The sequence below is a fragment of the Streptomyces sp. SX-6 genome, assembly GCF_059089585.1.
Genome location: NZ_JBTHHU010000056.1, coordinates 1 through 25210, shown reverse-complemented (window position 1 = coordinate 25210; position 25210 = coordinate 1). Strand labels below are relative to the sequence as shown.

15 protein-coding genes and 2 pseudogenes are annotated in these 25210 nt (G+C 71.0%); 9 read left to right on the top strand and 8 right to left on the bottom strand.

Annotated features, from left to right (window positions below; translation table 11 throughout):
* Positions 1 to 165: 165 nt before the first annotated feature.
* A complete protein-coding gene (locus ACV530_RS35695; RefSeq protein ID WP_494336883.1) occupies positions 166 to 810 on the bottom strand; it encodes a mycothiol-dependent nitroreductase Rv2466c family protein in 645 nt (214 codons plus the stop codon).
* Positions 811 to 948: 138 nt separating this feature from the next.
* On the opposite strand from ACV530_RS35695, the gene pepN (ACV530_RS35690) reads away from it, so the two are divergent.
* On the top strand, positions 949 to 3537 hold the full coding sequence (gene pepN, locus ACV530_RS35690; RefSeq protein WP_494336880.1) for an aminopeptidase N: 2589 nt from the start codon (positions 949 to 951) through the stop codon (positions 3535 to 3537).
* 139 nt (positions 3538 to 3676) lie between these two features.
* Entirely contained in the window at positions 3677 to 4720 is a 1044-nt protein-coding gene (locus tag ACV530_RS35685; RefSeq protein WP_494336879.1) for a hypothetical protein, read from the top strand.
* Between the two features lie 11 nt (positions 4721 to 4731).
* On the opposite strand, the gene ACV530_RS35680 is transcribed toward ACV530_RS35685, so the two are convergent.
* Positions 4732 to 6483, bottom strand: coding sequence for a TIGR03767 family metallophosphoesterase (locus tag ACV530_RS35680; RefSeq protein WP_494336878.1), 1752 nt, complete (start codon positions 6481 to 6483; stop codon positions 4732 to 4734).
* A 459-nt stretch (positions 6484 to 6942) separates the two neighbouring features.
* Between ACV530_RS35680 and ACV530_RS35675 the strand changes: the two genes are divergently transcribed.
* Positions 6943 to 10281, top strand: coding sequence for a S8 family serine peptidase (locus ACV530_RS35675; protein ID WP_494336877.1), 3339 nt, complete (start codon positions 6943 to 6945; stop codon positions 10279 to 10281).
* 125 nt (positions 10282 to 10406) lie between these two features.
* Complete coding sequence (locus ACV530_RS35670) at positions 10407 to 11438, top strand: aspartate-semialdehyde dehydrogenase (RefSeq protein ID WP_494336876.1); 1032 nt, start codon at positions 10407 to 10409, stop codon at positions 11436 to 11438.
* Positions 11439 to 11493: 55 nt separating this feature from the next.
* Here ACV530_RS35670 and ACV530_RS35665 read toward each other — a convergent pair whose 3' ends face one another.
* Complete coding sequence (locus tag ACV530_RS35665) at positions 11494 to 12039, bottom strand: Uma2 family endonuclease (protein WP_494336875.1); 546 nt, start codon at positions 12037 to 12039, stop codon at positions 11494 to 11496.
* 206 nt (positions 12040 to 12245) lie between these two features.
* Between ACV530_RS35665 and pepN (ACV530_RS35660) the strand changes: the two genes are divergently transcribed.
* The gene (pepN, locus tag ACV530_RS35660; protein ID WP_494336874.1) at positions 12246 to 14822 is read left to right on the top strand and encodes an aminopeptidase N; all 2577 of its coding nucleotides are present in this window, start codon (positions 12246 to 12248) and stop codon (positions 14820 to 14822) included.
* A 372-nt stretch (positions 14823 to 15194) separates the two neighbouring features.
* Here pepN (ACV530_RS35660) and ACV530_RS35655 read toward each other — a convergent pair whose 3' ends face one another.
* Together ACV530_RS35655 and malQ are read right to left on the bottom strand one after the other, a co-directional pair.
* Positions 15195 to 15455 carry a hypothetical protein gene (locus ACV530_RS35655; protein ID WP_494336882.1) on the bottom strand — a complete coding sequence of 87 codons (261 nt, stop codon included), beginning with the start codon at positions 15453 to 15455 and terminating at the stop codon, positions 15195 to 15197.
* Between the two features lie 11 nt (positions 15456 to 15466).
* Positions 15467 to 17599, bottom strand: a complete 2133-nt coding sequence (malQ, locus tag ACV530_RS35650; protein ID WP_494336873.1) for a 4-alpha-glucanotransferase — start codon at positions 17597 to 17599, stop codon at positions 15467 to 15469.
* 349 nt (positions 17600 to 17948) lie between these two features.
* Here malQ and ACV530_RS35645 point away from each other — a divergent pair, with 349 nt between their 5' ends.
* On the top strand, positions 17949 to 20912 hold the full coding sequence (locus ACV530_RS35645) for a glycoside hydrolase family 84 protein (RefSeq protein WP_494336881.1): 2964 nt from the start codon (positions 17949 to 17951) through the stop codon (positions 20910 to 20912).
* Positions 20913 to 21328: 416 nt separating this feature from the next.
* Positions 21329 to 21907, top strand: coding sequence for a hypothetical protein (locus tag ACV530_RS35640; RefSeq protein ID WP_494336872.1), 579 nt, complete (start codon positions 21329 to 21331; stop codon positions 21905 to 21907).
* Positions 21908 to 21916: 9 nt separating this feature from the next.
* Here the strand turns inward: ACV530_RS35640 and ACV530_RS35635 are convergent.
* A pseudogene (locus tag ACV530_RS35635) lies at positions 21917 to 22656 on the bottom strand (alpha/beta fold hydrolase).
* A gap of 256 nt (positions 22657 to 22912) precedes the next feature.
* A complete protein-coding gene (locus ACV530_RS35630; RefSeq protein WP_494336871.1) occupies positions 22913 to 23494 on the bottom strand; it encodes a TetR/AcrR family transcriptional regulator in 582 nt (193 codons plus the stop codon).
* A gap of 73 nt (positions 23495 to 23567) precedes the next feature.
* Between ACV530_RS35630 and ACV530_RS35625 the strand changes: the two genes are divergently transcribed.
* Both ACV530_RS35625 and ACV530_RS35620 read left to right on the top strand, forming a co-directional pair.
* Entirely contained in the window at positions 23568 to 24356 is a 789-nt protein-coding gene (locus ACV530_RS35625; RefSeq protein ID WP_494336870.1) for a class I SAM-dependent methyltransferase, read from the top strand.
* A 33-nt stretch (positions 24357 to 24389) separates the two neighbouring features.
* Complete coding sequence (locus ACV530_RS35620; protein WP_494336869.1) at positions 24390 to 24950, top strand: cysteine hydrolase family protein; 561 nt, start codon at positions 24390 to 24392, stop codon at positions 24948 to 24950.
* A 143-nt stretch (positions 24951 to 25093) separates the two neighbouring features.
* Here ACV530_RS35620 and ACV530_RS35615 read toward each other — a convergent pair.
* A pseudogene (locus ACV530_RS35615) lies at positions 25094 to 25210 on the bottom strand (IS5/IS1182 family transposase); the annotation flags it as partial.

Genomic DNA, 25210 nt, shown 5'->3' with positions numbered 1-25210 from the left:
CGTCCTCAATCGCCGGACGGGCTGAATTTCAGCCCGTCCGGCGATTGAGGACAACCGCGCGAAGCGCGGTTTCGGGGGCCCGGGGGCGGAGCCCCCGGAGGAAACGGTGAATGGGCGGGACCGGGGCGAACATCCCCACCCCGCGCCCCCAGCAGGCAGGCCGCCTCAGTCGAAGATCGGGCCCTCCGTCCGCGTCCGCTTGAGCTCGTAGAAGCCCGGGGTCCCAGCCACCAGCAGGGTGCCGTCCCAGAGTCTGGCCGCGGCCTCGCCCTTGGGGGCGGGGGTGACGACGGGGCCGAAGAAGGCCACCTCGGCCCCGTCCGGCCCCGGCACCGAGATGATCGGGGTGCCGACCTCCTGGCCGACCTTCTCGATGCCCTCCTTGTGCGAGACCCGCAGGGCGTCGTCGTAGGCGTCGGTGTTCCCCGCCTCCGCCAGACGCGCCGGAAGGCCCGCGTCCTCGAGGGCGCCGAGGATCGCCTCGGGGCTGCGGCCCTCGCCGCGGTTGTGGAAGCGGGTGCCGAGCGCGGTGTAGAGCCGGCCGAGCGCCTCGTTGCCGAACTCCTGCTCGGCGGCGATGCACACCCGCACCGGCGCCCAGGCCGCACCGCCGGGACGCATCGCGTCGCGGTACTCCTCCGGCATGTCGTCCAGCCGGTCCTCGTTGAGCACGGCCAGGCTCATCACGTGCCAGCGCACCTCCACGGGCCGCACCTTCTCGACCTCGAGCATCCAGCGCGAGGTCATCCAGGCCCAGGGGCAGGCGGGGTCGAACCAGAAGCCGACGGTGGACTTCCCGGTGCTCGTCACGTCTGTGGTCACGCGGATCTCCGGATCTCCTAGAAAGAGCAGGACAGTCAGCGTTTCAACAAACAAACCCCATGCCATGATTCCTGGTGTTCGACATACGAGACGAAGCGTTTGAGACGAAGACGAGGGAGCCGCGTCGTGCCCGGCGAGAACCTGACCCGCGAGGAGGCCCGCGAGCGGGCCCGGCTGCTGACCGTGGACGGCTACGACATCGCGCTCGACCTGCGATCCGCGGTGGGCCCGAACCACGGGCCCCGCACCTTCCGCTCGGTGACCACAATCCGCTTCCGCTGCGCCGAGCCCGGCGCCGCCACCTTCGCCGACCTGCTGGCACCGTCGGTGACCGCGGTCACCCTCAACGGTCGCGAGCTGGACGCGCGGTCCGTCTTCGACGGCTCCCGCATCGCCCTGGAGGGGCTGGCCGCCGAGAACGTCCTGACCGTGGACGCGCAGTGCGCGTACAGCCGCACCGGCGAGGGCATGCACCGCTTCGCCGACCCGGAGGACGGCGAGGTCTACCTCTACACGCAGTACGAGCCCGCCGACGCCCGCCGCGTGTTCGCGAACTTCGAACAGCCGGACCTCAAGGCCCCGTTCACCTTCTCGGTGACCGCCCCCACCGGCTGGACCGTGCTGAGCAACGGCGCGCAGGACGGCACACCGGAGCCCACAACCGGGGGTGCCACCTGGCGCTTCGTGCCGACGCAGCCGATCTCCACCTACATCACGGCCGTCGTCGCCGGCCCGTACCACGTCGAGCGCGACCACTACAGCCGCAAGCTGCCCGACGGCAGCACGCTGGAGATCCCGCTGAGTGCCCTGTGCCGCAAGGGACTTGCCCCGTACTTCGACGCGGATGACATCTTCACCGTCACCAAGCAGGGCTTCGACTTCTTCCACGACCACTTCGGCTTCCCGTACCCCTTCGGCAAGTACGACCAGGCCTTCGTGCCCGAGTACAACATCGGGGCCATGGAGAACCCGGGCTGTGTGACCTTCCGCGAGGAGTTCGTCTTCCGCGGCAAGGTGACACGCTCGTCCTACGAGCGCCGGGCGAACGTCATCCTGCACGAGATGGCGCACATGTGGTTCGGCGACCTGGTGACCATGGAGTGGTGGGACGACCTGTGGCTCAAGGAGTCCTTCGCGGACTTCATGGGCTCCTTCTCGCAGGTCGAGGCGACCCGCTTCGACAATGCCTGGATCAGCTTCGCCAACCAGCGCAAGGCCTGGGCGTACCGGGCCGACCAGCTGCCCTCGACCCACCCCGTCACCGCGGACATCCACGACCTCGAGGACGCCAAGCTCAACTTCGACGGCATCACCTACGCCAAGGGCGCCTCGGTGCTCAAGCAGCTGGTGGCCTACGTCGGCCGGGACGCCTTCCTCGAGGGTGCGCGCCGCTACTTCAAGCGCCACGCCTACGGCAACACGCGGCTCGCCGACCTGCTGTCCGTGCTCGAGGAGACCTCGGGCCGGGACATGGCCGCGTGGTCGCGGTCCTGGCTTCAGACGGCCGGGGTCAACTCGCTGACCCCGCAGGTGACGTACGACGCCGCGGACCGGATCACCGAGCTGGCGATCGTCCAGGAGGCCCCCGCCTCGCACCCCGAGCTGCGCCCGCACCGGGTGGCGGTCGGCCTCTACCGGCGCGAGGGCACCGAGCTCGTCCGCTACGCCCGGGCCGAGACCGATGTCGTGGGTCCCCGTACGGTCGTGGCCGAACTGGCCGGTGCGGAGCGCCCGGAGCTCGTCCTCGTCAACGACGACGACCTGACGTACTGCAAGATCCGCTTCGACGAGCACTCGCTCGCCACCCTGCGCGCGCACCTCGGCGACCTCATCGATCCCCTCGCCCGCGCCCTGTGCTGGTCCGCCCTGTGGAACCTCACGCGCGACGGGCTGATGCCGGCCCGCGACTACCTGGACCTGGTGCAGCGCTTCGCGGGCGCCGAGACCGACATCGGCGTGCTCCAGATGCTCCAGATCTGCGCGAACTCCGCGCTCACCCACTACTCGGCGCCCGACCGACGGGAGCCGGGCGCACGGGAGTTGGCGCAGAGCGCGCTGCGCGAGCTGCGGCTCGCCGAGCCCGGCAGCGGCCACCAGCTGGCGTGGGCACGGCACTTCGCCCAGCTCGCCTCCTCCAACGCCGATCTGCAGCTGCTGCGCGGACTGCTGGAGGGGACCGCGAGGATCGACGGCCTTGACGTCGACCAGGAGCTGCGCTGGGCGCTCCTGGCGGCACTCGCCTCCCAGGGCGCGGCCGACGAGGCACTGCTGGACGCCGAACTCGCCCGCGACAACACCGCGTCGGGCAAGCGGCACCATGTCCGCTGCCTGTCCTCCCGGCCGGACGCCGAGGTCAAGGCCGGGGCATGGGCCTCGGTCGTGGAGTCGGACGCGCTGTCCAACGCGCTCACCGAGGCCTCCATCGCGGGCTTCGACCAGCCGGGGCAGCGGGACCTGCTGGCGCCGTACGCGCCGCGCTACTTCGAGGAGATCGAGCGCATCTGGCGCGAGCGGTCCATCGAGAACGCGATGGCGATCGTCAAGGGCCTGTTCCCGATCCTCCAGGGCGACCGGCCGACGCTGGACGCCACCGACGCCTGGCTCGCGGCGCACGAGGACGCGGCGCCCGCGCTGCGGCGGCTGGTGCTGGAGGCCCGGGACGACCTGGCCAGGGCGCTGCGCGCCCAGGCCTGCGACATCCAGGCCGCCAAGTAGGTACGCCAGTGAGTAAGCCATCCGGGCGACGGGCCATTCGGCAATCGAACACCCTTACTTTAGTCCGGTGTTGTCCGGATTTGTCGACGAGCCTGTAACAGCGGTTAAGGAGCGGGCCGGCGGCGGGAATGGCCGGGACATGAACTTCGACATCCCCCTTTCCCCCCGCCCGCTCCACCATCTCTCCGACATCCGCTCCCGCGTCCTGACATCCCGTCAACTGCGGGAGCACGGCGTCCCGTCGGCCGCCGTCACCGAGCGGTGCCGGCCCGGCGGGCCCTGGCAGCAGCTCCTCCCCGGCGTCTACCTGCTCCGCACCGGGCCGGCGACCAGCGAGGAGCGGCTGCACGCCGCGCTGATGTACACCCTCGCGCGGACCCAGGGCGTCCCCGTGCAGCCCACCCGGACCTCGGAGTCCGCCCCCTACGGCGAGGCGATGATCACCGGCCCGGCCGCGCTCGCCCTGCACCGCTTCACCTCCGTGCCCCCGCTGCTCTCCCTGGAGCACATCGACGTCCTGGTGCCGAGCACGCGCCGGCTGCGCGCGACCGGGTTCGTACGCCCCGTACGGGCGCACACCGTGCCGCGCCCGCAGCTGCTGACCGGCGTGCCGGTCGCACCGGTGGCCCGGGCGGTGGCCGACGCCGTGGGGCAGCTCACGGACGCGGCGGCCGTACGCGCCCTGCTCACCGAGGCCGTGCGCGGCGGGCACTGCGAACCGGGCCGGCTCGTACGGGAGCTGACCCGGGCCCGGCTGATGAGCCGTACGCACATCGCGCGGGCCATGGACGCCGTGCTCGCGGAGGGCCGGGCGGTCGCCGAGGGCAGGCTGTACGCCATGGTGACCGACCAGGCGCTGCCCGTCCCGCTGTGGAACGTGGAGCTGTGGCTGCCCGGCGGCCCCTGCCTGGGCGGCGTGGACGCCTACTGGCCCGACCACGGCGTGGTGCTCGAGATCGACGACCACGCCCCCCGCCGGGACACGGACGCGGACGCGAACGCGCCCTGGTCCCAACTCGAGCGCAAGCGCGAGCGGTTGGAGCGGCTGGGGATGCTGGTCGTGCACACCACGCCGAAGAGGCTCGCCGAGTCGCCGGAGCAGCAGGCCGCGGTGGTCCGTACCGCCCTGGTGGCGTCGGCCGACCGCGAGCCCGCCGCGTACCTCGTCGTACTCCCCCGCTGATCAGCAGGCGGTCAGCGCTTGAGCAGCAGTTCCGTGTTGCGGTCGGTGGGGTCTCCCACGAGCGACTTGTCGGAACCCGGTGCGTTGAAGGCCAGTTCGCGGTAGAGCGAGGCGAGGCCGGTCTGGGACAGGTCGTGGAAGTCGGTGCGGTGGGGGGCGGCGGACTCGACGAGGGTGGTGAAGAGGGACAGCGTGCCGTCGTGGTTGTCCGTGATCTCGATGATGCGCGCGAGCTGCGGATAGTCGATGTGGGAGGCGGTGGCGATCTCCCAGAAGGTACCGCGCGGCCGGATGCGGTTGCGGTGGCTGTGACCGTTGATCCAGGCCAGGACGTTCTTGTGGCGCTGGAGGAGCTCGATCATCTCGTCGCCGCCGTGGCGCTGGTCGCCCGGGTGGGCGGGGTCGGGCGTGGTGTTGTCCATGCTCCAGCTGGGGTGGTGGCTGAAGACCAGCGCGTAGGAGTTCCGGTGCTCCCGGAGCGTGCGGTCCAGCCAGTTGAGCTGGGCGGTGCCGATCGAACCCTGGTAGTGGCCGCCGGGGTCGGTGGAGTCGAGGCTGATGCCGATGACCTTGTCGGAGACGGGGAACGTGTAATAGAGGCTCCCCGAGTCGAGGTTGGCCTGGGTGTAGCCGTGGCCGACCGGGCCCTTGCCGGTGTACTTCCGGTCGAGGTGCATGGCCATGTACTGGTGCTGGGAGAGCGGCACGCGGCGCGGGTCCGGGGTGACCCTGCGCAGGTCCTTCTTGTGCCGGCGCAGGAGGTCCTCGATGCGCTTGCCCTTGGGGTCGGCGCCGTGCAGCTCGCCGTCCATGAGCCACTTGGCCTCGTCGGCGGTGATGGAGTAGAGCTTCTTGCCGCCCACGGCGACATCGGCGATGAAGGAGCCGACGGCCGGGTAGCAACCGCCGGACAGCAGATCGTGGTTGCCGAAGGTGGAGTACCAGGGGATGTTCAGGCCGGGGCTGTTGACGCCGCGCATGGCCGCGTTCAGATAGCCGTTGATGCGCGGGTAGCCCACCTGCTTGTCCTGGTCGCGCAGCGAACTGTCGGGATGCCAGTAGAGCTTGAGGTTGCTGTTCTGCACGCCCTCGTAGTGGTGCGGGTCGCCGGTGTTGGGGTTCATCCGGCCGCCGCTCATGGCGGTGAGGAACCACTCGGCCTCGATCTTCGCGTTCTCGTCGCCGTTGTCGCCGGTGGTGACGACGAAGCGCAGCGGGCTGCCCGTCGCGGGGCCGCGGCGCAGCTTGTTGACGCGCTCGACGAGGGACACCACACCGGGCAGGGTCAGCGCCTCGTGGGGACGCCAGCCGCCCGGCCCGCCGGCGCGGAAGAACTCGTAGCGCAGCGGGTGCTGCACATCCGTCAGGTGGAGGTCGGTGAACTGGACGAAGGACGCGATCGTGGTGCGGGCACGGCGGGTGGAGCGGCGGGAGGCGAGGTCGGTACGGACGACCCGGGGCCAGCCGGGCCCGTCGCCGAGCCTGCGGTAACCGCCGCTGCCACGGGGGGCGGCCACGGACTGGAGGGTCGTGCCCGCGCCGGTGGGAGCCGCCTCGGCGATCTCCGTGGCGGAAGCGCCGGAAGCGGCGGACGGACCGGGGTCGGGCTGCGTGCCGGTGCCGGGCACCGGGGGGACCGGGGTGTCGGCGTTGGCCGAACCGGCAGCGCCGATGAGGGTGGCCGTGCCGACGGCTCCCGCCGCGGCCAGGAATCCGCGGCGGTCGAGGTGCGTGGCCGGCGATCTGTCGGATCTGCGGTGCATGGCGGTCTCCCCGAGTGCGAACGCGAAGGCGAGCGGTCTGGCAGATGGGCTGCGGCTTTCGTCAGTGAGGATCGTCGGCAGCGTGAGTGACCTGGGCGTGAACACGGCAGCAACGGTCGCCGCCGATCACCGCACATCGATCTTGGCTATCGCGAACCGACATATATGACTCGTCCCCTGGAGTACTGACGCTCACTCAGCGTTCACCCGCCAGGGAACGCGTTGCGCGAAACCATAAAGGTCTGCGCCGGGCGCGTGTAGCCCGTTTGCCCCACACAATGTGAGCTGCGGGAATGCGCCGTGACCAGTTGATCATCTTCTGTCCGGCTTCATCCCGCGCGACAGATGGCGGGTTTACGCCATCTTTATCCTCCACGCCCGGCAACTCTCCCCAAATACCCGTCACTTCCATAAAAGTGATCGCTCATCCGACCGTTCACCAGTTGCCAGGGAAAGTTCATGACCACCCCCACCCCCCGTACCGTCTCCGCGCACGGCGCGAGACGCGCGGGTCGAATAGCCGTCGCGGCCGCGGTCGCGGCGGCGCTCGCCGCGGCAGGCGCCGCCCCCGCGTTCGCCGACGGACCCCAGCCCTCCATACCCCCGGGCCCGGTCAAACCGGCCAACCCCAAGACGGACAAGCTCGGTTCGCACAGCCCGGGCCTGCTGGCCGAGGCCAAGGCCGGCGGCGACAAGACCGTCACCATGATGATCACCACTGCTCCGGGACAGACCGGGCAGATCACCAAAAAGCTGGACGCCATCAAGGGCGCCTCGGTGGGCAAGAGCTACGACGACCTCGGCTACGTCCGGGTCACCGTCCCCACCTCGAAGGCCGACGCCGCCATCAGCACGGCGCAGCAGCTGTCCTCGGTCCAGGCCATCGACCTCAAGCAGGAGATCAAGCCCCCGGACCCGACGCCGGGCGGTGACTCCACCGACTCCACCGCCGGCGCCAAGGCCCCGAAGGGCCGTACCTACCCGGCGCCTGGCAAGGACACCCCGGCCAAGAACCCGTACCAGCCCGCCTTCGAGACCGGCGCCGTCGACTTCGTGGGCGCCCACCCCAAGGCCGACGGGCGGGGCGTGACCATCGGCATCCTCGACTCCGGCGTCGACATCGCCCACCCCGCGCTGCAGAAGACCACCACCGGCGAGCGCAAGATAGTCGACTGGGTCACCGCCACCGACCCGATCGGGGACAAGGACGGCACCTGGCTGCCGATGACGACGGACGTCTCCGGCCCCAGCTTCTCCTTCAACGGCCGTACGTACACCGCGCCGCCCGGTGACTACCAGGTCGCGCTGTTCCGCGAGAGCGCCACCCTCCCCAAGGGCGACATGAAGGGCGACCTCAACCGGGACGGCGACACCACCGACTCCTGGGCCGTCCTCTACGACAAGAAGAAGGGCACCGTCCGCGTCGACCTGAACGACGACGGCGACTTCCGCGACGAGACGGAGATGAAGCCGTACAAGGACGGCTTCCAGATCGGCTACTTCGGCAAGGACGACCCCAAGTCCCCGGTCGCCAAGCGGATTCCGTTCACCGTGGAGATCCGCAAGGACGTGCCGATGTCCCCGCTGGGCGGCAACTGGGTCGGCAAGAAGGCCGACTTCGTCAACATCGGCATCGTCCAGTCCGAGCACGGCACCCATGTCGCGGGCATCACCGCCGCCAACAGCCTGTTCGGCGGCAGGATGAACGGCGCGGCTCCCGGCGCGAAGATCGTCTCCTCCCGGGCCTGCACCTGGAGCGGCGGCTGCACCAACGTCGCGCTCAAGGAAGGCATGATCGACCTGGTCGTCAACCACGGCGTGGACATCATCAACATGTCCATCGGTGGGCTGCGCGCCCTCAACGACGGCTCCGAGGACCGCGACACGACGTACACCCGCCTCATCGACAAGTACGGCGTGCAGCTCGTGATCTCCGCGGGCAACGAGGGTCCCGGCGCCAACACCATCGGCAGCCCCGGGCTGGCCGACAAGGTGATCAGCGTGGGCGCGGCCATCTCCAAGGAGACGTGGGCCGCCGACTACGGCTCCGAGGTCCGCACCCCGTACGCGATGATGCCCTTCTCCTCCCGCGGCCCGCGCGAGGACGGCGGCTTCACGCCCACCATCACCGCCCCGGGCGCCTCCATCAACACCACGCCGACCTGGGAGCCGGGCTCGCCGGTCAAGGAGGCCGGCTACACCCTGCCCGCCGGCTACAGCATGCTCCAGGGCACCTCGATGGCCTCCCCGCAGGCCGCCGGCGCCTCGGCCCTGCTGATCTCGGCCGCCAAGCAGGAGCACATGAAGCTCACCCCGGCCGACCTGCGCACGGCGCTGACCAGCACGGCGAAGCAGATCAAGGGCTTCCAGGCGTACGAGCAGGGCTCGGGCCTGATCAACATCACCGGCGCCTGGGCCGCGCTGCGCCACGGCGCCACCGCCCACGACTACACGGTCAAGGCCCCGGTCTCCACGGTCCTCTCCGGCCGGCTCCAGACGCCGAACTTCGGCACCGGCATCTACGACCGCGAGGGCGGCCTCAGGGCCGGGCAGTCCAAGACGTACGACGTCACCATCACCCGCACCTCCGGTCCCGCCGGGCCGGTGTGGCACGGGCTGAAGTGGCAGAACAACGACGGAACGTTCCGCCTGCTCGGCCGTGACACGGTCGCGCTGCCGCTGAACAAGCCCGTCACCGTCAAGGTCAGGGCCACGCCCAGGACCACGGGCATCCACAGCGCGATCCTCGCCGTCGACGACTACCGCACCATCGGCGTCGACAAGCAGATCATGGCGACCGTGATCGCCGCCGAGCCGCTGGCCAAGCCGTCGTACACGGTGAAGAAGTCCGGCACGGTGCAGCGCAACGCGACCACGTCGACGTTCGTCTTCGTACCGAAGGGCGCGAAGACGCTCGAGGTGCGGATGAGCGGCCTGGCCAAGGGCAGCCAGACCCGGTTCATCGCCATCGACTCCGAAGGCATGCCGGCCGACCCCACCTCGACCGTCTACTGCTACCCGAACTACGAAAACTCCGACAACCCCGACAACACCTGCCGCCCGGACGTGCGCACCTACACCGACCCGGAGCCGGGCGTCTGGGAGATCGAGGTCGAGGCGCGCCGCACCTCGCCGCAGCTCGACAACCCGTTCACCATGACGGCCACCGCGCTCGGCACCGCCTTCACCCCGCCCGTGCGGACCGTCCCCGAGGCCAAGGCCAACACCCCGGTCACCGTCTCCTGGCAGGCCTCCAACGGCTTCGCCCCCTTCGACGGCAAGGCGGTCGCGGGCCCGCTCGGCTCGGCCAAGGCCGCCCGCCCCACCATCGCGGAGGGCGAGCAGCAGACCTCCACGGTCACCCTGCCCGAGGGCGTGACCCGCTTCGAGGCCACGATCGGCGGCACGCCCGACCCCAAGGCCGACCTGGACCTGGCCGTCTACAAGGACGGCAAGCCGGTGGGCATCTCCGCCAACGGCGGCTCGAACGAGAAGGTCATCCTCAAGGCACCGGCCGCGGGCGAGTACACGATCGAGGTCAGCGGCTACTCGGTGCCGGGCGGCTCGACCGCCTACGACTACCGCGACATCCACTTCGCGCCCTCGTTCGGCAGGCTCACCGCCGCCGACACGCCGGTGAAGCTGGGCACGGGCCGCTCCGCGCGGATCACCGCCGAGGTCGTGGCCACGGGCCCGGCCGTGGAGGGCCGTACGTTCTCCGGTGACATCCGGCTGGTCAACGCGGCGGGCACGGTCGTGGGGACCGGCAGCGTGACGATCGGCAAGGTCCTGCCGTAACCCGTCGGGGTGGGTGCCGACAGGGCACCCACCCCTTCCCGCTCTCCGGACAACCGATTGGACTTTTGCCCCCCACACACGCACATGATGGGAACCGCAAGCCCCAACGTGAGTAGGGAGTCCTCGTGAGGCTCGGAATCGTCGGTGCCACCGGTCAGGTCGGCGCAGTCATGCGCAAGATCCTCGCCGAGCGGAAATTCCCGGTCACGGAGCTGCGCCTGTTCGCCTCCGCCCGCAGCGCCGGTTCGACGCTGCCGTGGGACGACCGTGAGATCACCATCGAGGACGCCGCCACGGCCGACTACTCCGGCCTGGACATCGTGCTCTTCTCCGCGGGCGGCACCACCTCCAGGGCGCTGGCCGAGAAGGTCGCCGCGCAGGGCGCCGTCGTGATCGACAACTCCTCCGCCTGGCGCCGCGACCCCGAGGTCCCGCTGGTCGTCGCCGAGGTCAACCCGCACGCGATCGCCGACCGCCCCAAGGGCATCATCGCCAACCCGAACTGCACCACGATGGCCGCGATGCCGGTCCTCAAGCCGCTGCACGCGGAGGCGGGGCTGACCGCGCTGATCGCCACCACCTACCAGGCGGTCTCCGGTTCCGGCCTGGCCGGCGTGGCCGAGCTGGACGGCCAGGTGCGCACGGTCGGCGAGCGCGGCCCCGAGCTGGTCCACGACGGCGAGGCCGTCGCCCTCCCGGAGCCCGGCGTCTACCAGCGGCACATCGCCTTCAACGTGCTGCCGATGGCCGGTTCGCTCGTCGACGACGGCAGCTTCGAGACGGACGAGGAGCAGAAGCTCCGCAACGAGTCCCGCAAGATCCTCGAGATCCCGGATCTCAAGGTCTCCGGCACCTGCGTCCGCGTCCCGGTCTTCACCGGCCACTCCCTCCAGGTCAACGCCCGCTTCGAGCGCCCCCTGACCGTGGCCCGCGCCTACGAACTCCTGGCGGACGCCCCGGGCGTCGAGCTCTCCGACATCCCGACCCCGCTCCAGGCCGCGGGCAAGGACGCCTCCTACGTCGGCCGCCTCCGCGTCGACGAGACCGTCGAGAACGGCCTCGCGCTGTTCCTCTCCAACGACAACCTGCGCAAGGGCGCCGCCCTCAACGCGGTGCAGATCGCGGAGCTGGTGGCGGAGGAACTGCGGCGCGGCTGACGCCGGGGTTCATGTGTGAAGGGGCTGGGCACTCTGCGGTGCTCAGCCCCTTCGCTCACTCCTCGACCGGGAAGCCGCTGGTGTCGATCGTGAACTTCCGGCCATCCGCCAGGTCCATCGTCACAGCCTGCCCATAGGCATACTCCGTGTGCTTCGCATACCCGGTTGCCAGGGCCCCTTCGTGCAAAGTGCAGAGTCGCTTGAAGGGATCGATGATCAGGTACGTTTCGATGCCGAAGCGGCTGTACTTGGCCACCTTCGTCACGTAGTCGTTGTCATCGGAGTCCATGGACACCACTTCGATGGCAGCGATCACGTCCATGCACACATAGCGTTTGCCGCGCGGTTGGGCATCGACGTCGAGGATGGCGATGTCCGGGCACGACGACGTCTCACCCGGGAAGTCGACCGCCACATCGAACACGATCGGCGCGTCCTCACCGAGTTCCCGGCCCGCCTGATACATCAGCCTGCGGATCGTGTTGGACTGCGTCGGGCTCTGCGGAGTCATGATCACCCTTCCATCGATGATCTCGACGACGTATCCCTCGGCGTTCGTCCGGGCTTCCACGTCCCGCCACAGTCGGTCCAGCACTGTCATGGGTCCGCACCTCCTCGTGCCGATTGCCTTCGCCGTCAGCGTACCCACGGCCACTGACATCCCATGGCAGAGTTCGATCATGACGCAGATATCGACCGCCCCCCCCTGCGCATCGAGACCGAACGGCCCCTGGGAATGTGCCCTGCGCCGGTGAAGCGCGCCGTGGAAGGATGGCCGAAACGACGGAGAGCTAAGGAGACACCCAGGTGCCTGGCACGAATCTGACCCGGGAAGAGGCCGAGCGGCGGGCGCGGCTGCTCACCGTGGACGCGTACGAGATCGAGCTCGACCTCTCCGGCGCGCAGGAGGGCGGGACGTACCGCTCCGAGACCGTCGTGCGGTTCGACTCGTCCGAGGCGGGCGCGGAGACGTTCATCGACCTGGTCGCCCCCGCGGTCCACGAGGTCACGCTCAACGGTGCGGCGCTCGACCCCGCCGCCGTCTTCGCGGACAGCCGGATCACCCTGCCGGAGCTGCGCGGCGGGCAGAACGAGCTGCGGGTGGTCGCGGACTGCGCGTACACCAACACCGGTGAAGGACTGCACCGGTTCGTCGACCCGGTCGACAACCAGGCCTATCTCTACACCCAGTTCGAGGTGCCCGACGCGCGCCGCGTCTTCGCCTCGTTCGAGCAGCCGGACCTGAAGGCGACGTTCCGGTTCACCGTGAAGGCGCCCGCCGACTGGACGGTGATCTCCAACTCGCCCACGCCCGAGCGCCCTTCGGACAACGTCTGGCGGTTCGAGCCGACCCCGCGCATCTCGACCTACATCACCGCGCTGATCGTCGGCCCGTACCACAGCGTGCACAGCACGTACGAGAAGGACGGCCGCACCGTCCCGCTGGGCATCTACTGCCGGCCGTCGCTCGCCGAGTACCTCGACGCGGACGCGATCTTCGACGTGACGCGGCAGGGCTTCGACTGGTTCCAGGAGAAGTTCGACTACGCCTACCCGTTCGCGAAGTACGACCAGCTCTTCGTGCCGGAGTTCAACGCGGGCGCGATGGAGAACGCGGGCGCGGTCACCATCCGCGACCAGTACGTCTTCCGCTCCAAGGTGACGGACGCGGCGTACGAGGTGCGGGCCGAGACGATCCTGCACGAGCTCGCCCACATGTGGTTCGGCGACCTCGTGACCATGAAGTGGTGGAACGACCTGTGGCTGAACGAGTCGTTCGCCACCTACACCTCCATCGCCTGCCAGGCCGCCGCGCCCGGCTCGAAGTGGCCCCACGCGTGGACCACGTTCGCCAACTCCATGAAGACCTGGGCCTACCGGCAGGACCAGCTGCCCTCGACCCACCCGATCATGGCGGAGATCCGCGACCTCGACGACGTGCTCGTCAACTTCGACGGCATCACCTACGCCAAGGGCGCGTCCGTACTCAAGCAGCTCGTCGCGTACGTGGGCCAGGACGAGTTCTTCCGGGGCGTGCAGGCGTACTTCAAGACGTTCGCCTACAGCAACACCCAGCTCTCCGACCTGCTGAGCGCGCTGGAGCTGATGAGCGGCCGCGACCTGAAGGCCTGGTCGAAGGCGTGGCTGGAGACGGCCGGCATCAACACCCTGCGCCCCGAGATCACCACGGACGCTGACGGCGTCATCACCTCGTTCGCCGTCCGGCAGGAGGCCACCCCGCTGCCCGAGGGCGCCAAGGGCGCCCCGACGCTGCGGCCGCACCGGATCGCCATCGGCGCGTACGACCTGAAGGACGGCGCGCTGGTCCGTACCGAGCGGATCGAGCTGGACATCGACGGCGAGCTGACCGCCGTCCCGCAGCTGGTCGGCACCCCCCGCCCGGCCGTCGTGCTGCTCAACGACGACGACCTGTCGTACGCGAAGGTGCGGCTCGACGAGGAGTCCCTGCGCACCGTCACCGCGCACCTGGGCGACTTCGCCGAGTCGCTGCCGCGCGCCCTGTCCTGGGCCTCCGCCTGGGACATGACCCGCGACGCCGAACTGGCCACCCGCGACTACCTGGACCTGGTGCTGTCGGGTATCGCCAAGGAGTCGGACATCGGCGTCGTCCAGTCGCTGCACCGCCAGGTGAAGCTCGCCCTGGACCTGTACGCGGCGCCCGCCCGGCGCGCGACGGGCCTGGCCCGCTGGACCGACGCCACGCTCGAGCACCTGCGGGCGGCGCGGCCCGGCAGCGACCACCAGCTCGCCTGGGCCCGGGCGTTCGCCGCCACGGCCCGCACGGACGAGCAGCTCGACCTGCTGGCGGCGCTGCTGGACGGCACCGAGACCCTCGAGGGCCTGGCCGTCGACACCGAGCTGCGCTGGGACCTGCTCATCCGGCTCGCCGCCACGGGGCGTGCGGACGAGAAGGCGATCGCCGCCGAGCTGGAGCGCGACAAGACCTCGGCGGGCGAGCAACGCGCCGCCACGGCCCGGGCCGCGCGCCCGACGGCCGAGGCGAAGGCCGAGGCGTGGGCGTCGGTCATCGACTCCGACGCGCTGCCGAACGCGATGCGGGAGGCCGTCATCGGCGGCTTCATCCAGACCGACCAGCGGGAGCTGACCGCGCCGTACGCGGAGAAGTACTTCGCGGTGGTGAAGAAGATCTGGGAGAGCCGCAGCCACGAGGCCGGCGAGATGATCGCGACCGCGCTCTACCCGGCGCTGCAGGTGTCGCAGGCGACGCTGGACGCCACGGACGCGTGGCTGGCCTCGGCCGAGCCGAGCGCCGCGCTTAGCCGTCTGGTGACGGAGTGCCGGGCGGGCGTCGAGCGCGCGCTCAAGGCCCAGGCGGCGGACGAGGCTGCGGCGGCCGCCTGACGGCCGCGGGGGGTGGGATCCGGCCCCGGTCCCACCCTCTCCCCGTCTCCTGGGGCTCCGCCCCAGACCCCCTGTCGCGGCTTCGCCGCTCGGCCTCAATCGCCGGCCGGGCTTGATAGTGCCGGGCCAGGCTGCGTGGTCCGCGCCGCGCTGGATTTCGCGCTTGCGCTGAAATCCAGCGCGGGCGCGAACTCTCAGCCCGTCCGGCGATTGAGGACAACCGCGCGGAGCGCGGTTTCGGGGCCCGGGGCGGAGCCCCGGAGGAAACGGTGAAAGGGCGGGGCCGGGGCACAACGCAACAGCCCCGGCCCCCACGCGTACCGCACGCGGGAAACCGGGGCCGGCCGAAACGGCGAAACGACGGCGGAGCCGTCAGCGCGACGACGACGAGCGCGCGTAGTGCGTGTCGTGCATCTGCGGGTTGTCGCCCTTCCGCGACAGCACCATGACCAGCCCCGCGATCACCAGGAACAGCACGATCGGCGTGGCGACGAACAGACCGAGCGTCGCGCCCACGCTCAGGCCCGGACCCGGGTCGTCACCGTCGTCGCGAACAAGCGCGAACGCGGGGGACGACGTCAGCAGCAGCATCAGCGTGCCGACGGACACGGCCCCGGCGCGCACGGCGTTCATCTTCTTATTGCTCACGCCCCGAAAATAGCCGACCCGCGCGAACCCCGCGCGCCCGGGGTCACCCGTAGCCGGTCCACACCACCCCGCACCTCCTCCATCAGCGCGTGCAGCCGCGGCGAGGCCGCCAGTTCCTCCAGGGACAGCGCCCGCCCGGCCGCGTCCGCGACGGGCAGCCGCCAGTTCGGGTACTCGTCCCACGTACCCGGCAGGTTCTGCGGACGCCGGTCGCCGACCGCGTCCGGCAGCCAGACGCCGACCAGCCGCGCGGGCGTGCTCAGCAGGAAGCGGTGGACGGCCTTGACCGCCGCCTCCTCGTCCCCCGGCCCCTCCGGCAGCAGCCCCAGCCGCCCGAACAGGGCCAGCCACTCCGCGACCTCCTTCGCGTCCTCGCGCTGCTCGACCGCGAGCGGCCGGCCCAGCAGCCCGAGCCGGTGGCGCAGCGCGACATGGTCGCCGGTGAGCCGGGCGGCGGTGCTCGGCAGGTCGTGCGTCGTGGGGGTGGCGACGCAGTCCCGCCGCCACCGCCCGGGCTCCAGCGGCGCGGGGCGGCGCACGCCCTCCCCGTAAGCGCGCTCGAACCACAGCACCGACGTGCCGAGCACCCCGCGCTCGGCCAGCGCCTCCCGCACGCCCGGTTCCACCGTGCCCAGGTCCTCCCCTATGACGACCGCGTCCGCGCGGTGCGCCTCGAGGGCGAGGACGCCGAGCATCGCCTCGGCGTCGTACCGCACATACGTGCCCCGCCCGGGTTCGCTGCCCTGCGGCACCCACCACAGCCGGAACAGCCCCATGACGTGGTCGATGCGCAGGGCACCCGCGTGCCGCAGCAGGGCGCGCAGGAGATCGCGGTACGGGGCGTAGCCGGTGGCCCGCAGGGCGTCGGGGCGCCAGGGCGGCAGACCCCAGTCCTGGCCATGGGAGTTGAAGGCATCAGGGGGCGCACCGATGGACATCCCGGCGGCCAGCGCGTCCTGCTGCGCCCAGGCGTCCGCACCCGCCGGATGGACGCCGACGGCCAGATCGTGGACGAGGCCGATGCGCATCCCGGCATCGCGGGCGGCGCGCTGGGCGGTGGCCAGTTGCCGGTCGGTGAGCCAGGCGAGCCAGCAGTGGAAGTCGACGCGGTCGAGCAGTTCGCCGCGGGCGCGGGCGGTCCGGGCCGAGCGGGGGTCCTTCAGCGCGCCCGGCCAGCCGTGCCAGTCGGAGCCGTGCACCTCGGCGAGGGCGTTCCAGGTGGCGTGGTCGTCGAGGGCCTGGCCCTGCGCGGCGAGGAAGTCGCAGTACGCGGCGCGCCGCCCGGGGCTCAGCGGCACGGTCCGTACGAGCTCGAGGGCCTGGAGCTTGAGGGCCCACACGGCGTCGCGGTCGATCAGCTCCCCGTCCCGCAGCACGGCGTCGCGCAGCTCGGCGGCGCGGGCCAGCAGCTGCTCGGCGGCCTTCCGGTCCGGGCCGGCGAGATAGCCGAACTCGGTGATCTCCTCGATGCGCAGGTGCACGGGGTCGGGGAAGCGGCGTGAGGACGGGCGGTAGGGCGAGGGGTCGGTGGGGGCGCCGGGCACGGCGGCGTGCAACGGGTTGACCTGAAGGAAGTCCGCCCCGAACGCACGCCCAGACCAGGCGGCGAGCTCGGCCAGGTCGGCGAGGTCGCCCATGCCCCAGGAGCGGGCGGACAGCAGGGAGTAGAGCTGGACGAGGAAGCCGTGCCCGCGCTCGGGCGCCTCGGGCAGCCGCTCCGGGGCGACGATCAGCGGGGCGGTCGCGGACCGGCCGTCGGGGGTGTGGGCGCGCAGCAGGTGGACGCCGTACGGAAGCGGTTCGCCATCCGCGAGTTCGCCATCCACGAGCTCGTCAGCCGCGAGCTCCCGCCCGTCCTCGGTCCGGACGCGCAGCGCGGTGCCGTCGGGGACGCCCAGGGGCGGCAGGCCGGTCGTGCGCAGCACGACGGCCGGGGGCAGCAGCCGCAGGCGCTCGGTACGGGCATGGGCGTCGAGGGCGTCCTGGACGGCCCGCGGCGTCGACGCGTCGACGCCCAGCGCGGCGAGGACGGCGACGACGGTGTCCTCGGGCACCGGGACGCTCTGGCCGGGCGCGGGCTCGTAGGACGTGGCGACTCCGTGCAGTGCGGCAAGACGTGCTCTGCCCATGCAGGCCTCCTGGGTGACGGGCCATGAGTCGGGGCCGTGAGTCGAGGTCGGGCATGTCCGGTCTACCCGTGGGACCCGAGGAAAACCCAGGGAAGAACCCAGGGAAAGCCCAGGAAAGAGGCATGGGTGAACACAACCCACCGGGCATTACCGGCACTTCGGTCAGCTGCGTTGACACGCCGATTCCGCTGGTGATGGGCTCAGCGCTCCACGCGCGACGCAAAGGGGTTGAGACACAGCCGTGCGGTTCCCGGGCAACGACCCCTCGTACGACATCCGCGGCGACGGCCACCGGCCGTACCGTTCCCTCGGCACCGGGCGGCTCGTCGTCCGCCCCCGCCGTGCGGGGATGGTCCTGGCCGCGGCGCTGCTGGGCGGCCTGCTCGGCAACTGCCCCGAGGCGCAGGCCGCGCCGCGGCCCGAGGACCCCGCGCCCGCCTCCGCGGGCAGCCCCGACAGCCCGGACCCGGAGAGCACGGGCGGTCTGCCGCCGGTGTCGCCGCGCCCCCAGACCGCGCGGGCCCAGGGCGCCGCCGCCCGGATCGGCGACGAGGTCACGGTCATGTCCGACCGGGACACCGACCCGTACGCGCTGAGCGCGCTCCGCGACCTCCTGCGCTCCCTCGGTGCCCGTACGGTCGTCGACGCCCAGCCGGGCGGCACCCCGCCGCCGCGCGGGCTGATCGTCCACGCCGGCGGCAGGTCCGCCGAGGACGCGCTGCGCGCGCTCGGTGCCCCGCCGGTCGGCGATCTGCCGTCGGGCGGCTACCGGCTGGCGACCGGGCAGCGCGACGGCCGCGCCACGGTGGCGATGGCGGGTGCCGGGCCGGACGGACTCTTCCACGCGGTGCAGACGCTGCGGCAGTTGGCGGTGGGCCAGGGCGGCGGCCGGGCCTTCGCGGGCGCGGTGATCCGCGACTGGCCCGGCACGGCGGTGCGCGGACTGACCGAGGGCTTCTACGGGCAGCCCTGGTCACGACGCCAACGGCTGTCGCAGCTCGACTTCATGGGCCGTACGAAGCTCAACCGCTATCTCTACGCCCCCGGTGACGACCCGTACCGCCAGGCCCTGTGGCGCGACCCGTACCCGGCCGAGCAGCGCGCCGACTTCCGTGCGCTGGCCGAGCGGGCCCGCCGCAACCATGTGACGCTCGGCTGGGCGGTCGCCCCCGGGCAGGCGATGTGCTTCTCCTCCCGCAAGGACCTGCGGGCGCTCCTGCGCAAGGTCGACGCGATGTGGGCGCTGGGTGTACGCGCCTTCCAGCTCCAGTTCCAGGACGTGAGCTACAGCGAGTGGCACTGTGACGCGGACTCGGACGAGTTCGGCTCCGGCCCCAAGGCCGCCGCGAAGGCGCAGGCGAAGGTCGCGGACGCGCTCGCCGGGCACCTGGCCGCCAAGGGCCGGGAGGCCGCACCGCTGTCGCTGCTGCCCACCGAGTACTACCAGGAGGGCCGTACGGCCTTCCGCCATGCCCTCGCCGAGCGGCTCGACCCTCGGGTGGAGGTGGCGTGGACGGGCGTCGGCGTCGTCCCCCGCACCATCACCGGGCGCGAACTCGCCGACGCGCAGGCCGCCTTCGGCAAGCACGGGCTGGTCACGATGGACAACTACCCGGTGAGCGACTTCACCCAGGACCGGATCTTCCTCGGCCCCTACTCCGGCCGCGAGCCCGGTGTGGCCGTCGGCTCGGCCGAGGTCCTCGCCAACGCCTCGGCCGAGCCCACCGCTTCGCGCATCCCGCTGTTCACGACGGCGGACTACGCCTGGAACCCTCGCGACTACCGCCCGGAGGAGTCCTGGGCGGCGGCCATCGACGACCTCGCGGGCGAGGACGACCGGGCCCGCGAGGCCCTGCGGGCGTTCGCCGGGAACGACGCCTCGTCCGTGCTGGGCGGCACCGAGTCCGCGTATCTGCGGCCCCTGCTGGACGACTTCTGGCAGGCCCTCTCCGGCACGGACACCGGCAGGCTGTCGGACGCCGCCGACAAGCTGCGTGCGGCGTTCCGCGTCATGTCCGAGGCCCCGCAGCACCTCGAGCGCACCTTCAACGGCGAAGCACGGCCCTGGCTCGAGCAGTTGGCGCGCCACGGCGACGCGGGAACGCGGGCCGTGGACATGCTCACCGCCCAGGCGCGCGGCGACGGCGCGGCGGCCTGGCGTGCCGAACTCGACGTCCTGCGGCTACGCGACCGCATCGCTTCGGAGCAGGTCACCGTGGGCGAAGGCGTACTGTCCCCGTTCCTCGCCCAGGCGCTGACGCGCGCCAACGGCTGGCTGGGCGTGGACCGTCCGCAGCGCACGGCGGGCGCCGCCACCGACGGCGACCCGGCGACGACGGTGACCTCACAACCGGGCAGCACGCTGACGGTGCCCCTGCGCTCCCCCCACCCCCTGACCGCCGTCACCGTGCTCACCGACCCGGCCTCCGGCGTACGCGGCACGGTCGAGGCCCGCACCCCGGACAAGGGCTGGCAGCCGCTCGGCACCGTGGCCGACAGCGGCTGGACCCAGCTGCCGGGCAAGGGCGTACGGGCCGACGCCCTGCGCGTGGTCTGGGGCACGGGCGCGACCCCGCCGCCCGTGCACGAGGTCACCCCCTGGTTCGCCGACTCGCCCTCGGCCGACTTCGAGCTCACCCACGACGAGGCCACCGCGGAACTGGGCGGCGACCCGGCGGTCGTCGAGGCCCGCATGATCAACCAGCGCCCGGACACGACCCGCCTCCCCCTCACCGTCAAGGCACCGCAGGGCGTCACCGTCAAGGCCCCGCCCCAACTCACCGCCGTACGCGGCGGGGTGACCACGGCCCGCATCGAACTGTCCGTCCCGGCGGGCACCTCCGCCCGCACCTTCACGGTCCCGGTCCGGCTCGGCGACCAGGAGCGGACGGTGACCGTCCGCGCGTACCCGCCCTCCGGCGGCCCGGACGTCGCCCGCGGCGCGAACGCCACCTCCTCCGGCGACGAGGCCGAGGACTTCCCCGCCTCCGCTGCCGTGGACGGCGACCCGAAGACCCGCTGGTCCTCCAAGCCCGAGGACGACGCCTGGTGGCAGGCCGAACTCCCGCGCCCCGTACGGCTGGGCCGTCTCGTCCTCCACTGGCAGGACGCCTACGCCGCCCGCTACCGCGTCCAGGTCTCCCCCGACGGCCGCACCTGGCGCGACGCCGCCTCGGTGACGGACGGCAAGGGCGGTACGGAGACGGTCCGCATGGACGCCCCGGGCACGCGGTTCATCCGCATCCAGGGCGAAAAGCGGGCAACGCCGTTCGGCTACTCCCTGTGGGAGGTCGAGGCGTACACGGTGCGCTGATCTCCCCAGCGCAAACGTCACCTCCCCCTCACCGCGAGCACCCGCTGCGTCCCCGGTGGCGGGAGTGCGGCCCTGAGCGCCCTCTCGCCACCGCTGCCCGGCCTGGGAACCTCCCGACTCGACCTGCGGTAACCGCAGTTGCAGATCCAGTCGTCGTAACGAAGGATCGTTCCATCGTGCGCGAGATGGATCTCCCGCACCATCGTGCGATCCATGCACCGGGCGCATCGAACACCTTCGCACAAAGTCCTGGGGGATCTTTTCTGAGTGGTTGACTGACCCATGTCCGCGATGATGCGCCCATCGTGTGAAGACAGCACCATCATTGCGCGTGACTCAGCCGGACGAGGTACGCGCACACCGTTGACGCCGTTGCCCCCTGCCCCGAGACTGTCCACCGACCTCGGGAGGACACCATGCGCGCACGAGTCACAGCCCTGGCCCTCGTAACTGCCGCCTCCGCACTCCTGATCGGCACCACCCAGGCGGACGCCAACCCGGCGGCCCACCCGGCGGCCAAGCCGCCCACCCCGGCCCACTGGTGCACGACCCACGGCGGTTCCCCCGCCGCCTACACCCCGTACTACGACAACGGCCGCTCCCTCACCCCGCTCGGCGGCGACCGCGCCCTGTGCCGATTCCAGGCCAAGGACGAAACCCAACTCGTCATCCCCGCCGACACCCTGGCCGCCGACAAGCCGACGCTCGCCGCCCTGGCGTACGTCCGCAAGCCCGCCCTGCCGAAGCATCCGGTCGGCAACCCGTCCGCTGCGTACTGCGCCTACATCGGTGGCACGACCCAGTTCGGCAACCGGCCCTCCGACACGGGCGGCTGGATCCGCCACGGCGAGCCGGTCGACCGCGACCACCTGCACACCATGTGCGTCTTCGCGGACGGCTCGGCCATCGACGCGTGGGGGCTCACGTACCACACGCACGGCGTGATCCGTGGCGCGGACCTCGCCCACAAGTTCCGCGCCACGATCCCTCGTTGAGCACTCGGGCTACCGGAAGAACTCCGTCAACTCCCGGACGACCGCCTCCGGCTGCTCCTCCGGCAGATAGTGCCCGCTGCCCTTCACCTCGACCGTCCGCACGTCAGCCCCCTTCCCGCTGACGATCGAGGCCAGCCAGGCGTAGTTGGAGTGCTCGCCGCCCAGCACGAGGACGGGCACGGCCAGCGGCCCGTACCCCTTCTCGTCCTCGACGTCCTGCGGGAACGCCCGGTACCAGGCGTTCCCGGCCCGGATCGCGTCAGGGGACGCGTACGCACGCGCGTAGATCTCGCGCGAGCGCTCGCCGATGGACGCGGAGTCGTGGAGCAAGTAGTCGAAGATCCAGTCGATCAGCTCCCGGGACCGCCCCTCCAGCAACTTCTCGGGCAGACCGAGCACTTGATTGAACGCGAACCACCACAGATAGACCCCGCCCGCGGCCTTGCCGTCCACGTGCTGCCCCGACCGGGGCAGCATCGTGATCCCGGCGAAGGTCTCGTCGGGGTGGTGGACGTCCAGCAGCGCGAGCTTCCGTACCGCCTCCGGGTGGTTGGCGGCGAGGGACTGGCCGACCATCGCCCCGATGTCGTGCCCGGCGATGTGCACGGACTCATGGCCGAGGTGCCGGACGAGGGCGAGGATGTCCTCGGCCATGGTCTTCTTGTCATACCCCCCTCCGGCTTGGACGAGCCGCCCATCCCCCGCAGATCGACGGCGATCACACGGAACTCGCGGGCCAGCGCCGGCATCACCTCGTGGAACTGCCACCAGGTCTGCGGCCAACCGCCCAGCAGCACAAGCGGTTCGCCCGCCCCACCGGTGACGTAGTGCAGCCGCACGCCGTTGACGTCGGCGTGCTCGCTGGTGAAGTCGCCCTCCAGCGAACGGGCGAGCTCAGCATCGTCGGTCATCGTCATTCCTGTCATGGGAACCCCCTCTTTCCATTCCAGATCGATCGTTCTGTTATCAGGGCATGCAAAAGGACGCACCGTCCTGCAGAGACGATCACCGCAGGATGGTCATCACCTGTTCCGTGACGTCCCGCACCCGCGCGGGATCGGGATGCGCATGCCCCAGCACACGGAGCCCGTTGAGCACGGTCAGCAACAGCCGCGCCAACGCCCGGGGATCCTTGTCCGCCGAGATCTCCCCCTGCGCCTGGGCCCGGGTCAGGGCGGAGGCCAGCGCGGCCTCGATGCCGTCCCAGCTCGCCTCGATCCGCCGGGCGACATGCGGGTCGCGATGCATCAGCTCCACCGCGGAGTTGACCACCAGACACCCCCGCCGCCACCGCTCGTCGAGCACCTCACCGGCGAACCGCCGCATCAGCCCCTGGATCGCGGGCAGCACGGGCCCCGGCTGCGACAACGCCGAGACGATGGCAGGCTGCGTCGTCTCGAGATACCGCTCCAGGGCCTTCATGAACAGCTCGTGCTTGCCGCCGAAGGTCGAGTAGATGCTCGCGCGGGCGATGCCGAGGTGCTCGACGAGGTCGGCCATCGAGGTGTGCTCGTAGCCGCGCTCCCAGAACAGCTCCAGCGCGCGCTGCAACGCCGCATCCGGATCGAACTCCTTGACCCTTGCCATGCCGGAGACGCTACGCCTATCGAGAACGATCGGTCAATAAAAGCTGTCCCGCGGACTCGGCTAGCGTGCTGCCATGCACCGTGTCCCCCTGAGGCGGACCTTCGACGAGGACGCCGAGCTGTACGACCGGTCCAGGCCCGGATACCCGCCGGAACTGTTCGACGACCTCGCGGAGTTGGCCGGTACGGGCCCCGGCTGCCGCGTCCTCGAAGTGGGCGCCGGCACCGGCAAGGCGACCGTGCCGCTCGCCGAGCGCGGCTGCCACATCGCTGCCGTCGAACTGGGCGCGAACATGGCCGCCGTAGCCCGGCGCAACCTGTCCGGCTACAGCACGGTCGAAGTCATGACGGCGGACTTCGAGACCTGGCCCCTGCCGGAGGAGCCGTTCGACGCGGTCGTCTCGGCGACGGCGTTCCACTGGATCGACCCGGCGGTACGGATGACCAAAGCCGCCGACGCGCTACGTCCCGGCGGCGCCCTCGCCGTAATCGCCACACACCATGTGGCGGGCGGCAGCGAGGAGTTCTTCACCGAGGTCCAGACCTGCTACGAACGCTTCGACCCGACCACCCCTCCGGGCCTGCGTCTCCTTGCCGCGCAGGACATCGACACCTCCGACTACGCCACCGAGGTCGCACGCAGCGGCCGCTTCGGCCCGGTCACCTTCCGGCGCTACGAGTGGGATCTGACGTACACCACGGCGGAATACGTGGAGTTGCTGTGCACCTACTCCGGCCATCGGGCGTTGCAGCCTGAGGCCAGGGAGGGGCTGCTGGGCTGCATCGCCGGGCTGATCGACGAGCGGTACGGAGGCCGGGTCACCAAGCGATATCTCACGGAGCTGCGTGTGTCGCACAGGTAGCGTTGCCACTACCTCGAAGAAGGGACAACAGGCATGGCGAACAACGCACTTCTCATCATGGACGTCCAGCAATCCATCGTGGACTTCGTCGGCGCCGATTCCACCTACCTCCCGCGCCTGCGCCAGGCCATCGACGGTGCCCGGTCGGCCGGCATTCCGGTGATATACGTGGTCATCCGCCTGCGCCCGGGCTACGCAGACGTCAGCACCCGCAACAAGGCAGTCGACGCCTACGCACGGACCGGTCTGTTCGACGAGGACAACCCGCGTACAGCGATCCACCCCGACATCGCTCCCCGGGAGGGCGAGATCGTGGTCACCAAGAAACGCGGGAGCGCGTTCTCCGGCAGCGACCTCGACTTGGTGCTGCGGGCCGGCGATATCAACAACCTCGTTCTCACCGGCATCGCAACCAGCGGTGTCGTTCTGTCCACGTTCTGCCAGGCCGCCGACCTGGACCTCGGCCTCACCGTCCTGACCGACGCCTGCCTCGACACCGACCCCGAGCTGCATCGCGCCCTCACGGAGCGACTGTTCCCGAGGCAGGCGGATGTCATCACCGTCGATGACTGGCTCAAGTCCATCGCACGGTGACCATCACTTGCTCACGTCCGCCAACGGCAGCCCCAGCACTCCCCGAGTCACTCGCTCCGCGAGTTCGACGTCGAAGGGAGCGTGCCCGGCAAGCTGGATCACGAGCCCCAGGTGTCACACCCGTTCTCGCCTTAGAGGATGTCTCACGTGGTGATCTTGGCGAGTTTCTTGTAGCAGGTGAGGGCGGCCGCGAGGCCGAGGAAGGCGAGGAAGTGGGAGCCCTTGCGTTCGTACCGGACGGTGAGGCGGCGGTAGCCGAA

Coding starts and splice junctions, on each gene's coding strand:
- ACV530_RS35685 (WP_494336879.1), top strand. CDS start 3,677: ATGAACTTCGACATCCCCCTTTCCCCCCGCCCGCTCCACCATCTCTCC.
- ACV530_RS35680 (WP_494336878.1), bottom strand. CDS start 6,483: ATGCACCGCAGATCCGACAGATCGCCGGCCACGCACCTCGACCGCCGC.
- ACV530_RS35675 (WP_494336877.1), top strand. CDS start 6,943: ATGACCACCCCCACCCCCCGTACCGTCTCCGCGCACGGCGCGAGACGC.
- ACV530_RS35665 (WP_494336875.1), bottom strand. CDS start 12,039: ATGACAGTGCTGGACCGACTGTGGCGGGACGTGGAAGCCCGGACGAAC.
- ACV530_RS35655 (WP_494336882.1), bottom strand. CDS start 15,455: ATGAACGCCGTGCGCGCCGGGGCCGTGTCCGTCGGCACGCTGATGCTG.
- malQ (WP_494336873.1), bottom strand. CDS start 17,599: ATGGGCAGAGCACGTCTTGCCGCACTGCACGGAGTCGCCACGTCCTAC.
- ACV530_RS35645 (WP_494336881.1), top strand. CDS start 17,949: ATGGTCCTGGCCGCGGCGCTGCTGGGCGGCCTGCTCGGCAACTGCCCC.
- ACV530_RS35640 (WP_494336872.1), top strand. CDS start 21,329: ATGCGCGCACGAGTCACAGCCCTGGCCCTCGTAACTGCCGCCTCCGCA.
- ACV530_RS35630 (WP_494336871.1), bottom strand. CDS start 23,494: ATGGCAAGGGTCAAGGAGTTCGATCCGGATGCGGCGTTGCAGCGCGCG.
- ACV530_RS35625 (WP_494336870.1), top strand. CDS start 23,568: ATGCACCGTGTCCCCCTGAGGCGGACCTTCGACGAGGACGCCGAGCTG.
- ACV530_RS35620 (WP_494336869.1), top strand. CDS start 24,390: ATGGCGAACAACGCACTTCTCATCATGGACGTCCAGCAATCCATCGTG.